This is a genomic window from Bacteroides cellulosilyticus, assembly GCF_020091405.1.
In the GTDB taxonomy this organism is placed as follows: Bacteria; Bacteroidota; Bacteroidia; order Bacteroidales; family Bacteroidaceae; genus Bacteroides.
On the sequence record NZ_CP081903.1, the window covers coordinates 5,306,693 to 5,318,899 of the forward strand.

A 12,207-nucleotide genomic window follows, 5' to 3' on the forward strand; every position below is an offset into this window, starting at 1 on the left:
ATTTATTCACTCTTAATACTTTCCACCGGATTCTCATTGGCAATATACCAGGCTTTCCAGATGACGCATGCTGTGATTATCGCCAGATTGGCAATCGCAATCAATACATATACAGGCCAGCCCAATGGTACCTGCACCGCAAAAAGGTCCATCCATATCCTGTTGACATACCACGAGCTTACGACACCGATGATGACTGCCGGTCCTGCCACATAAAGTACGTCACGCGACAACAATTCCAGTATAGTCGACGCTTCGGCACCATTCACCTTACGGATAGCAATTTCTTTGGAACGGCGGCGCACTTCGTCGGTAGTGTAACCTATCAATCCCATCAGCATTACAAAAAGCATCACGACGGCTGCCAATATGGTGGCATCACGGAAGACACGTACAATGCTATACGCCTCCTGCATCTCCTGTTCCAACGGATAAAAATCAACGGTTTTACCCGGAAAGGCTTCGGACGCCTGACTGTTCAGTTTACTCAGGTTCTCGACAAAAGGCTCTTTCAGGCGAATATGAATGCTATTGCCAAACTTACCACACCGGACAATAAGCGGTTGTTGCGGAACATAGAAAGAAGCTGTATGAAAGTCTTTCAACACTCCCACTACCTTGAGGTCGCCAAGGCTGGTATGACCATTGTGTACCACACGCCCCAGGATTTCATCTCCCCAACGCATTATCCGGGCAAAGGTCTCATTCACCACTGCCTCATTACGTTCACGCGCCATGCGCCCTTCTTTCAATGCCATTCCCATCATTTGCGGATAGCCTTCGGTTTCTACGCAATAGCGTGACGAAAAGATAGATTTACCGCTTTCATTCAGTATCATCATGCCACTCATTCCGATACATGGCGGATAGCTTGCCGATTCGACAACTTCTACATAAGGCAAACCACGGAAAAACTGACGGGCTACATCCCGTTCCGCATCATCGGCAAACTGTAGATCGCCAACAGCCACATGCTTTGCACTGTAACCTGTCTCCTTATTCAGCACATAATGATATTGTGCCATCACCACACACATCAGTCCACAGATGAAGGCTACTCCCATGAACTGAATAAAAAGTAGAGGACGTTTCCAGCCCTTCTTACCTTCGGTGTATCGACGGAATACTTGAGATACCGGTATACGGGCAAACATTCGTCCGGGCAATACACCACCTATGACGAATAACACAAGCACCACCAGCATCGGCACCCAAATGCGCCCCGGTACAAAAAGGGAGGTTAGCTGAACTTCCATAGTCTCTTCTATCATTTCACGGAAGTTGAGCAACAGCAGCACCATCACTCCTATCGACAGTAAAATAATGATACCTGTTTCCAACAAGAACATACCGAAAACCGAACCACCCGAAGCACCATTACATTTATGTACCCCCACAGCTTTAGCACGATAGGAAAGCGAAGAAACAGAGATGAGAACATAGTTCAGCGCAGCTATAAAGAGAATGGCAAAACCAAGAAGGCTCATGATAGAAATCATGCTCTTTACCGTATCGCTATTGAGATATACCTCACGAATAGGCTGTATCACAGCCGTATATCCCACACTCTCTTTTTCTTCTTGTGGAATATAATTCTGGATAGCGGCATCCAGACGGGCATTGAACTTCTCAACATCTATTTTCACGCCCGGGCGCAGGCGGATATACTGGAAGTAAGAGTCTCCGCCCAGCCAGGTATTTTCCGCCCACTCACGACTCCATCCCGTAGCTATGGAGATGACAGCTTCAGGATTCATGGTTGCGTTTTCCGGTAAGGCTGCGTATATGCCCTTCACTGTCAGTTGTATCTGTTTATCATAATTTATCACTTTCCCGATGGGATTTTCATCACCGAACATTTTCCGGGCCAAGCGGTCACTGAGGAAGACAACATCTTTCTGTTGCAACTCCTGTACGGCATCTCCCGTCAGCACCTCAATCCCCATGGTACGGAAGAAAAGAGAATCAGCCATTATCTTATAGTCACTGAAACGTACACTACCATTGTACAACGGACCGAAAACCATGTACTTGCAGACATTAACGGCAGATTCCACTTCATCCGGAAAATTCTCAAGAATGAATCCTGCAACTACCGGTAAGTTCATCTCGTTGGGTTCGTTGTCACGTTCTCCATCCACAGTCCAGACGGAAAGCACCTGATAGAGTTGGTCATAGTCCTTGTAGCAGGTATTACAACTCTTCTCAAATGCTACACGGGCGAAAAGCAGGATACTCATTGTCAGGGCCAACCCAAGGGAAATAACTTTGATGATATTGGAACCACGACCGTGCAGCAACGTTTGAATGACATAATAGATTTGCTTCATACCCTAATTCTTTTATTCGCTCTTGATACTGTTCACCGGATTCTCATTCGCAATCTTCCAGGATTTCCAGATGACGCAAGCGACTATGATAATCAAAATGACCAATGCAATCAATACATATACGACCCAGGTAAGCGGCACTTGTGTAGCAAACTGCTCCATCCACATCCCATTGACATACCATGAAGCAAGCGTGCCGATAATAACGGCAGGTCCGGCTACGTAAAGTATATCTTTAGAGAGCAATTCCAGTATGCCCGTAGATTCCGCCCCGTTCACCTTGCGGATGGCAATTTCCTTTGAACGACGGCGCACCTCGTCTGTGGTGTAACCTATCAACCCCATCAGCATGATAAAGAACATGGTCACTGCCGCCAATATGGTAGCGTTGCTAAACACACGCACGGGATTGTATTCATTCAATATCTCTTGCTCCATTCCGCCGAAATCTATTGTTTTGTCCGGATATGCCTCGGCGACATCTTTGTTCAGGCGACGCAGATTCTCAGCAAAAGGTTCCTTGAGACGCACGTGAACGGCATTACCAAAAGTACGTGTGTAGCCAAAGATGATGACATCCTGCGGCTCGAAGAAGGAACCGATATGAAAATCTTTCAATATACCCACTACTTTATAATTTTCACCTTCCATACGCAGCGGGTGGTTCAGGGCTTTGTCTCCCCAACGCATCCGTTCCACAAATGCTTCATTCACTACTAATTCATCAGTGGCACGTGCGGGACGACCTTCCTTTATGGTCATGCCCATCATCTTAAAATAATCCTCGGGAGCACGACTGGTGCGGGTTGAGAAGAGCGCTTGTCCACTTTCACTCTGAATCATCGAACCACTGTAAGACCAAATGGGGGTACTGACAGCACAAGATACCTCTTCCACATAAGACAGTCCACGGAAGAAATGCAACGCCGGTTCGCTTTCCTCGGCTTTGCCAAAGTAAGCACTTCCCACCGCTACCCGGCGCGGATTGTAGCCCATGTCTTTATCCTTCACATAATTGTATTGCGCCATCACCACATACATCAATCCGCATATGAAAGCTACGCCTGCAAACTGAACAAAAAGTAACGGACGTTTCCAGCCTTTCTTACCCTCTGTATAGCGACGGAAAACCTGCGATACGGGTATCCGGGCAAATAATCTGCCCGGCAGCACGCCACCTACAATGAACAGAACCAGCACTACGGCAAGTGGTACCCAGATACGATCCGGTGCAAAAAGTACACTTAACTTAGCCGCAGTGGTATCTTCGATAAACTCCTGAAAATTCAGCAATATCAAGGCCATCAACATCAAAGCCAGCACAATGATGATGCCCGTCTCCAACAGAAACATAGAAAATACTGTGCCTCCGCTTGCACCACTGCACTTATGAACGCCCACCGCTTTGGCACGATAGGTAAGCGAAGAGATAGATATCAGTACATAGTTCAGCGCTGCAATAAAAAGAATTGCAAGGGCAAGAATGCTCATGATGGTGTCCATGCGCTTCACTTGGTCTTCGTTACGATACACGTCACGAATAGGTTTCACGAAAGCGGTGTATCCATAGGCCTTCTTGTCTTCTTCCGGACGGTACTTCTGAATCATGGCATCGAGACGGGCGTTCACGACTTCTTTGTCGGCTCCGGGACGAAAGCGGATGTATTCATAATAGCTGTCGCCTCCACGCCAGGAATAGTTACCCCAACCACGATTCCAACTCGTAGGCATAGACACAACACCTTCGGGACGCATCGTAGCATTCGCCGGCAAGTCAGCGTAAGTGCCCTTCACGGTGAACTGCATTTCTTTATTATAATTTAATACCTTCCCAATGGGATTTTCGTCACCAAATATCTTTCGTGCCAGTCGGTCGGCCAAGAAAATGACATCGGGCTGCATCAGCTCCTTTTCCGGATTTCCACTCAGCACCTCAATGCCCATGGTACGAAAGAAAAGCGAATCGGCCAGCAGAGTTTTGGCATCGAAACGAACAGAGCCATTATATAAAGGTGCACCCAGAAAATAAGCAATACTGGTGGCGGATTCAACCTCTTGAGGGAAATTTTCAAGAATGGCACCCGCTACCGGGCCGCAGTTCGCTTTCTGCGGTTCGAATTGTTCACCATCAGCCGAGAATATGGAAAATATCTGATAAAGATTATCATAGTCCTCGTAGCAAGTGTCGTAGCTTTGTTCAAAAGCCACACGTGAAAACAGTAGAATACTCATCGTCAATCCCAGTCCAAGGGAAATGACTTTGATTATATTCGAACCGCGCCCACGCAACAGGGTACGTATGACATAATATAGTTGTTTCATAGTTCAATCTCTTTATAAACTTATACTCCTTGTGCCGCAATGCTGGCCACTACGCTACCATCAAACAAATGTATCGTACGGTGTGCAAACGAAGCGTCATGCTGAGAGTGTGTTACCATAATAATCGTCGTTCCCTCCCGATTCAATTCCGTCAACAGGTTCATGACTTCCGCACCATTCTTAGAATCCAGATTACCGGTCGGCTCATCAGCAAGTATTAATTTAGGATTAGTTACCACAGCACGTGCAATAGCTACACGCTGCTGCTGACCACCGGACAGCTGTTGCGGGAAATGCTTGGCACGATGGCTGATATTCATTCGTTTCAATATATCTTCCACCATCCGGCGACGTTCGGAAGCCTTAATGCCGAGATACGTCAAAGGTAACTCTACGTTTTCATATACATTCAGTTCGTCTATCAGGTTAAAGCTCTGGAATACGAAGCCTAGTTTACCTTTCCGTACACGGGTACGTTCTTTTTCTTTCAGGTCTCCAACTTCCTGTCCCAGAAGCTTATATGAACCTTCCGTCGGATTATCCAGTAGTCCCAGGATATTCAACAGGGTTGATTTACCACAACCTGACGGTCCCATGATGGCCACAAATTCTCCCTCTTTCACTTCAAGGTTCACATGGTTCAATGCTACTGTTTCTACTTCCGTCGTACGGAATACTTTGCTGATGTCATTAATTTCAATCATAATGTTTATTATTAAAGTCTGATATGATATTCTGTTTATATAAAAGCAGAAAGCATGCCAAAACTTAAGATTCATTCATTATCAACAATTTATCTTTTTAAACGTATACAAATAGTGTCTAATAATTAGACACCTTCGTCTAAAAAATGGACACCCCTGGAAATTAGTGCAGCACGAAGGAACAGAAAAAAGGAAAATAAGACAATCATTTATCTAAAAGAAAACTCTATCTTTGCGATCAGTTTTCAATAGAAGAGATTATATATAATATTAATATCATACACATGAAACTATCTAAACTCCTGTTCATTCCGCTTATCGGCCTGTTTATGGGCGGTTGCGATATGATAGATTACCATCCTTATGATGTCCGTATCAGTGGTCAGACAGATATAAATAATCGTAATATAGAAAAGATAGAGGCCAATTGCAAGGATAAGGCAACTATTCGTTTTGTCACTATGGGTGACTCCCAGCGTTGGTATGATGAGACTCTGGACTTTGTCAACCACCTTAATAAACGGGATGACATAGATTTTGTCATCCATGGTGGAGATTACAGCGACTTCGGTGTCACAGACGAGTTCCTGTGGCAACGTGATATTATGAATAAGCTGAAAGTTCCCTATGTCGGTCTGATCGGTAATCATGACTGCCTCGGTACAGGTGAAGAAACTTTCCGTGCCGTATTCGGTGAACCAAACTTCTCTTTCATAGCCGGTCGCATAAAGTTCATTTGTCTGAACACCAATGCTATCGAATTCGACTACTCCCGCCCCATTCCTGATTTTGAATTCATCAATGCCCAGCTAGATGATCGCAGCGACGAATACGACCGCACTATCTTCTCTATGCATATACGCCCGTTTTGCTTTGAATTCAACAATAATGTAGCCCAGGCTTTTCAATATTCCATTAAGCAATTTCCCGGATTGTTGTTCTGTACAGCTGCCCATGAACATCGTTTATTCGAAGAGGATCTTTTTGAGGATGGCGTGATGTACTACATGAGCGACTGCATGAAACACCGCAACTATTATATATTTACTGTAACCCCTAATGGATATGAGCGTGAAGTGGTCTATTATTAAAGCAGTGACGTGCTTCCTTCTTGTATGCTCATCAACCGGCTATGCACAAGAAGCCAGTACAATAACCATAGAGCCACGCCGGGTATTCAGAGATACTGTTATCATTACAAAATATGATACCGTGTGGCTGGAGAAAGAAAAAGTAAAAATAGACAGTGCCGATATCAGCAATAAACGCTCCAGCCGTTATGATAAGCGGGTCCATCGCTATCGGAAACATTGGGAAAGCCTGATACCAACACATACTAAACTGCAATTTGCCGGTAACATGGGATTGCTGTCTCTGGGTACAGGATGGGATTATGGGAAACGGAATCAATGGGAAACGGATATCTTTTTCGGTATTCTGCCCAAGTACGACTCCAAACGTACCAAAATTACCATGACTCTGAAACAGAACTATATGCCATGGAGTATAGCTCTTGGAAAAGAATTCGCTGTCGAACCACTTGCATGCGGCATGTATTTCAATACAGTATTCGGCAGTGAATTTTGGACACATGAGCCCGAACGTTATCCAAAAGGTTATTACGGCTTCTCATCCAAGGTACGCATTCATGTATTCCTGGGACAACGTCTGACTTATAATATTCCCCCACGTTGGCGTCTGGGAGCAAGAGCCGTTACTTTTTATTATGAAATAAGTACCTGTGATCTGTATGTAGTAAGTGCATTCACCAACAAGTATCTGAAGCCCAAAGATTATCTCAGCTTATCGTTCGGACTGAAGACACAACTCTTTTAACCTTCTCTATAGCCACAAAGTCATGTCTGCTCACGCGGACATGACCTCAAGAGAATTTATGGAATCGAACACATGTTATACAAACTCTTCAACCATGTACATATCTGTGACGAAGTCGTCAACAATGTTACCAAGGTTCTCGCAGGCTTCATCAGGTGTTTCACCATACGCACTGCACATGATATTACTTTTCAAATAGGCGTAATAGCCGCCATCGGTAGTTGCCTCAATAGCATAATCATTTCTATTCAGTTTCATATCTAACTCCTTTCTTTTTTATTACGATGCAAAGATGGAGATTCAGTGTTACGGAAACATGTACAGGATATGACAATGATGTAAAAATAGCAAGGGCTGCATCTTCTTTGTGCGAAGTGCAGCCCTTTACTTTACTTTAGATCTTAAGATATCCTATATTCTAATAAGAACGAGCAAATAAAACACGGCAAGCAGAAGGTTTGCCTGTCACCATACAGATACCCGGTTCTTTGTCATCATCAAAGAACGTTTCGAAAGGAATACAACGGATAGTTGCTTTTGTTTCTTCTTTAATCTTCTCCTCTGTTTCAACAGTACCATCCCAGTGAGCAAGAATAAATCCACCTTCTTCAATCTTCTCCTTGAATTCATCATAACTATCCACTTTCGTGATATGAGAGTTACGGTAGTTAAGGGCTTTCTGATAGACGTTAGTCTGGATTTCTTCCAACAGGTTCTTTACATATTCTTCGATGCCGTCACAAGAAAGAGTTTCTTTCTCCAATGTATCGCGACGCATAACTTCCATTGTATTGTTCTCCAAATCACGACCACCCATAACAAGACGTACCGGCACACCTTTCAGTTCATAATCAGCAAATTTGAAGCCCGGACGTTTGTTATCAGCATTGTCATACTTAACAGAAATACCCATAGACTTCAGTTTAGCAACAATGCCTGCTACTTTCTCATTAATCTTCTGCAGCATCTCTGCGTTCTTATAGATAGGCACGATAACCACCTGTATTGGAGCCAGATGCGGAGGCAGTACAAGTCCGTTATCATCAGAGTGAGTCATGATCAGTGCACCCATCAGGCGAGTAGATACCCCCCATGAAGTAGCCCAAACATATTCCATTTTGTTTTCCTTATTCACGAATTGCACGTCAAATGCCTTGGCGAAATTCTGTCCAAGGAAGTGAGACGTACCACTTTGCAAGGCTTTCCCATCCTGCATCATAGCCTCAATGGTATAAGTATCCAGTGCACCGGCAAAACGCTCATTAGCCGATTTTACACCTTTCACTACGGGAACTGCCATGTATTTTTCGGCAAACTCGGCATATACATTCAGCATACGTACAGCTTCTTCTTCAGCTTCCTCACGGGTAGCATGTGCAGTATGCCCTTCCTGCCACAAAAATTCAGCAGTACGCAGGAAAAGGCGGGTACGCATTTCCCAACGCATTACGTTGGCCCATTGGTTACACAAGATAGGCAGGTCACGATAGGAATTAATCCAATTCTTATAAGTATTCCAAATGATGGTTTCTGAAGTAGGGCGGATGATCAGTTCTTCTTCCAACTTGGCTTCCGGGTCTACAATAACTCCGCTACCGTCAGGAGCATTTTTCAGGCGATGATGAGTAACGACTGCACATTCCTTTGCAAAACCTTCCACATGTTCTGCCTCACGACTTAGGAAAGATTTCGGAATCAACAATGGGAAGTAAGCATTCACATGCCCTGTTTCCTTAAACATATCGTCGAGTTGACGCTGTATTTTCTCCCAAATAGCGTATCCGTAAGGTTTAATCACCATACAGCCACGCACAGCTGACTGTTCTGCCAGGTCGGCCTTTACCACCAGTTCATTATACCACTGCGAATAATTCTCGCTGCGTTTGGTCAGGTCTTTTAATTCTACTGCCATTTTATTTTGTTTTTTAAAGTTTTTCGGATGTATCTATTAAATAGTCGGCAAAAGTACGAAAATTTGCGTGTTTTCTCCCAATATTTATAATAAAAACAACTTGCTTGAATCAACATCAAAACACTCAATTACTAATAATCATCTCCCAGTCATCAAGAACAATCATTTCCCAGTTCGGAACACTACCTTCCACATGAGTAACAGATATGCCATAAACTGAAAGGCTCTTACCAAAATGGGAGAATTCAATGAGAGCGGTTTCTTCTCCCTTTTGAATACGAAGATTTAAGAAATCACTCATTTGTTCCCAATCGGTAGGTCCAATGGCTAAAGATTGAATCACTCTACCGTCAAGTGGTGCACCAATGGCAATGTCTTTAATACGTTCAACAAAAGAAAGGGCTTGTTCGTAGGTCATAACAAAATGTTTTCTGCAAAGATACTATTAATCACAAACAGGGGCAAATCGAATTATATAAACGATAATAAAAAAAGCAGCTACTTACCGTAACTGCTTAACTTTCAAAAGAGCGGCAAACGAGGCTCGAACTCGCGACCCTCAGCTTGGGAAGCTGATGCTCTACCAACTGAGCTACTGCCGCATTGCTTTCTTAAAAAGACGGTGCAAAGGTAAAAGAAGTTTTTTTATATTCAAAAATAAAAATGTACTTTTACAGCCACTAAAGTGAAAAAAATATGAAACGAATCATACTCATTACCGGAGGTGCACGCTCCGGTAAAAGTAGCCATGCGGAAAAACTGGCGCTAAGTCTCTCTCCTACTCCTGTTTACCTTGCTACCGCACGTATTTGGGATGAAGAATTCCGACAACGCGTAATCCGCCATCAACAAAGACGCGGACCGGAATGGACAAATATAGAGGAAGAAAAAGAGCTAAGCCGTCATCGATTGAGCGGACGGGCTGTACTGATAGACTGCGTTACTTTATGGTGTACAAACTTCTTCTTTGATGTAAATGCAGATACAGATAGTGCCCTGACAGCTGCCAAAGAAGAATTCGACCGTTTTACAGCGCAAGATGCTACCTTCATCTTTGTTACCAATGAAATAGGTATGGGGGCTACTTCAGAAAATGAAATTCAGCGTAAGTTCACAGATATGCAAGGCTGGATGAACCAGTACATCGCCGAACACGCTGATGAAGTATGGTTGATGGTATCGGGGATTCCGGTGAAAGTGAAATAGAGAAAGGGAAAGATGATAGAATGGTAAGATGATAAGATTCAAAGTTATAAATATTGCATATGAAAACATTTAAGATAATACGTCCGGACGAGAATATCCGTCCAGCATTGATTGAAAAAATTAATAATCTGACTAAACCCAAAGGTTCATTGGGTACTCTTGAAGAACTGGCTTTGCAAATAGGCTGGATACAACAAACTCTGTCTCCTACCCTGCAACATCCACAGAATATAATCTTTGCCGCTGATCATGGCATTGTAGACGAAGGTGTCAGCCTTTCGCCCAAAGAAGTTACCTGGCAACAGATTAGTAACTTCTTACATGGAGGTGCCGGAGTGAATTTTCTTTGCCGACAGCATGGGTTTACCTTGAAAATAGTAGATGCCGGTGTAGATTATGATTTACCTTATGATACAGGTGTCATCAACATGAAAGTGCGGAAAAGTACTCGAAATTATCTGCATGAAGCTGCTATGACAGAAGAGGAAATGGAACTATGCTTGGAGCGCGGTGCAGAAGTTGTACGCAATTGCCATAAAGAAGGTAGCAATGTACTCAGTTTCGGGGAAATGGGTATTGGAAATACATCTTCCTCATCCCTGTGGATGACTTGCTTTACAAATATTCCTCTGGAACAATGTGTAGGCGCGGGAAGCGGACTGGATAATGTTGGTATCCGTCATAAATATGAAGTATTAAAACAGTCATTAGATAACTACAAAGGAGATCATTCTCCCCATGATATCATCCGCTATTTTGGAGGTCTGGAAATGGTGATGGCAGTAGGTGCTATGCTTCAGGCAGCCGAACTTGGAATAGTTATTATGGTAGATGGATTCATTATGACAAACTGTATTCTGGCTGCCAGCAAATTATATCCGGAAGTACTGCATTATGCTATTTTCGGACATTGTGGAGATGAAACAGGTCATAAACTGTTACTCGACAATATGGAAGCCAGACCGCTTTTAAATTTAGGCCTGCGTTTGGGTGAAGGAACAGGTGCCATCTGTGCATATCCCATTGTGCAGTCCGCTATACGTATGATTAATGAAATGGATAACTTCGCACATGCTTCTATAACAAAGTATTTCTAAACGTATGAAAGTCCTCGCAGCATTCATCTTCTTCACCCGGCTTCCATTTTGGAGAATCAAAGAAGTTCCGGCTAAATACTTTAAACGTATCGTTCCATACTGGCCATTAGCAGGATGGCTGACGGGTGGTATTATGGTCGGCATACTGTGGATAGCAGCTCAGATACTTCCCATTTCCATCGCATGGGTACTTGCCATCCTCTCCCGATTGCTTATCACAGGCTGTCTGCACGAAGACGGACTGGCTGATTTTTTTGATGGCTTTGGTGGAGGAACCACCAAAGAACGGACACTTGCCATTATGAAAGATTCCCAGATAGGAAGTTATGGCGTTATAGGATTAATAGTCTATTTCTTGCTATTATTCTTACTTTTGGAAAATCTACCTTTGAAACTGATTTGTGTTCTCGTAATTTGTGGCGACTGCTGGTCTAAATTCTGTGCTTCACAAATCATCAATTATTTACCTTATGCACGAAAAGAAGAAGAAAGCAAGGCGAAAGTTGTGTATGACCGTATGACCTGGAAAGAGTTATTGACAGGATTCATCTGTGGATTTTTACCTATTATATTATTTTTGCCGATAGATTTCTGGCCGGCCATGATCTGCCCGATTCTGACATTCAGTCTATTGTATCGGTTGATGAAACGTCGTCTCCAAGGTTATACAGGAGATTGCTGCGGAGCTACATTCCTGCTTTGTGAGCTTTCATTCTATTTGGGTGCAGTAATCTTGCTGTATGCATATATCAAATACGGTAACCCGGATTTTATTAATGTTTATTTAAAATAATAATTAT

The 12,207-nt window shown here is 43.5% G+C and carries 11 protein-coding genes and 1 tRNA gene; 5 read left to right on the top strand and 7 right to left on the bottom strand.

Translation table 11 applies throughout. From position 1 onward, the window contains the following. Positions 1-2: 2 nt before the first annotated feature. Genes K6V21_RS20135 through K6V21_RS20145 form a run of 3 tightly spaced genes read right to left on the bottom strand, consistent with a single transcriptional unit; the run spans position 3 to position 5,356 of the window. Positions 3-2,330 (bottom strand): FtsX-like permease family protein, encoded by a 2,328-nt coding sequence (locus tag K6V21_RS20135; RefSeq protein WP_224319663.1) that lies wholly within the window; start codon positions 2,328-2,330, stop codon positions 3-5. A 12-nt stretch (positions 2,331-2,342) separates the two neighbouring features. Further along, complete coding sequence (locus K6V21_RS20140; protein WP_224319664.1) at positions 2,343-4,652, bottom strand: ABC transporter permease; 2,310 nt, start codon at positions 4,650-4,652, stop codon at positions 2,343-2,345. Between the two features lie 20 nt (positions 4,653-4,672). Then, entirely contained in the window at positions 4,673-5,356 is a 684-nt protein-coding gene (locus tag K6V21_RS20145) for an ABC transporter ATP-binding protein (protein WP_007218342.1), read from the bottom strand. Between the two features lie 284 nt (positions 5,357-5,640). Here K6V21_RS20145 and K6V21_RS20150 point away from each other — a divergent pair, with 284 nt between their 5' ends. Beyond that, the gene (locus K6V21_RS20150; protein ID WP_224319665.1) at positions 5,641-6,447 is read left to right on the top strand and encodes a metallophosphoesterase family protein; all 807 of its coding nucleotides are present in this window, start codon (positions 5,641-5,643) and stop codon (positions 6,445-6,447) included. Next, positions 6,422-7,192 (top strand): hypothetical protein, encoded by a 771-nt coding sequence (locus K6V21_RS20155; RefSeq protein WP_224319666.1) that lies wholly within the window; start codon positions 6,422-6,424, stop codon positions 7,190-7,192. The genes K6V21_RS20150 and K6V21_RS20155 overlap by 26 nt, the downstream gene beginning before the upstream one ends. Positions 7,193-7,267: 75 nt before the next feature. Here K6V21_RS20155 and K6V21_RS20160 read toward each other — a convergent pair whose 3' ends face one another. From K6V21_RS20160 to K6V21_RS20175, 4 genes are all read right to left on the bottom strand, one after another. Beyond that, a complete protein-coding gene (locus K6V21_RS20160; protein ID WP_022209299.1) occupies positions 7,268-7,450 on the bottom strand; it encodes a hypothetical protein in 183 nt (60 codons plus the stop codon). 160 nt (positions 7,451-7,610) lie between these two features. Continuing rightward, positions 7,611-9,104, bottom strand: coding sequence for a proline--tRNA ligase (gene proS / locus K6V21_RS20165; protein WP_224319667.1), 1,494 nt, complete (start codon positions 9,102-9,104; stop codon positions 7,611-7,613). Positions 9,105-9,228: 124 nt separating this feature from the next. Continuing rightward, positions 9,229-9,522: a hypothetical protein gene (locus K6V21_RS20170; RefSeq protein ID WP_217716258.1), complete on the bottom strand. Its 294-nt coding sequence runs from the start codon at positions 9,520-9,522 to the stop codon at positions 9,229-9,231. Between the two features lie 111 nt (positions 9,523-9,633). After that, positions 9,634-9,706: transfer RNA gene (locus tag K6V21_RS20175), tRNA-Gly, on the bottom strand. A 94-nt stretch (positions 9,707-9,800) separates the two neighbouring features. On the opposite strand from K6V21_RS20175, the gene cobU reads away from it, so the two are divergent. From cobU to cobS, 3 genes are read left to right on the top strand one after another with little or no spacing between them, the layout of a single operon-like run. Continuing rightward, the gene (cobU, locus tag K6V21_RS20180; RefSeq protein WP_224319668.1) at positions 9,801-10,310 is read left to right on the top strand and encodes a bifunctional adenosylcobinamide kinase/adenosylcobinamide-phosphate guanylyltransferase; all 510 of its coding nucleotides are present in this window, start codon (positions 9,801-9,803) and stop codon (positions 10,308-10,310) included. 59 nt (positions 10,311-10,369) lie between these two features. Then, positions 10,370-11,407 (top strand): nicotinate-nucleotide--dimethylbenzimidazole phosphoribosyltransferase, encoded by a 1,038-nt coding sequence (cobT, locus tag K6V21_RS20185; RefSeq protein WP_224319669.1) that lies wholly within the window; start codon positions 10,370-10,372, stop codon positions 11,405-11,407. A gap of 4 nt (positions 11,408-11,411) precedes the next feature. Beyond that, positions 11,412-12,200, top strand: a complete 789-nt coding sequence (gene cobS, locus K6V21_RS20190; protein WP_224319670.1) for an adenosylcobinamide-GDP ribazoletransferase — start codon at positions 11,412-11,414, stop codon at positions 12,198-12,200. Positions 12,201-12,207 lie beyond the last annotated feature (7 nt).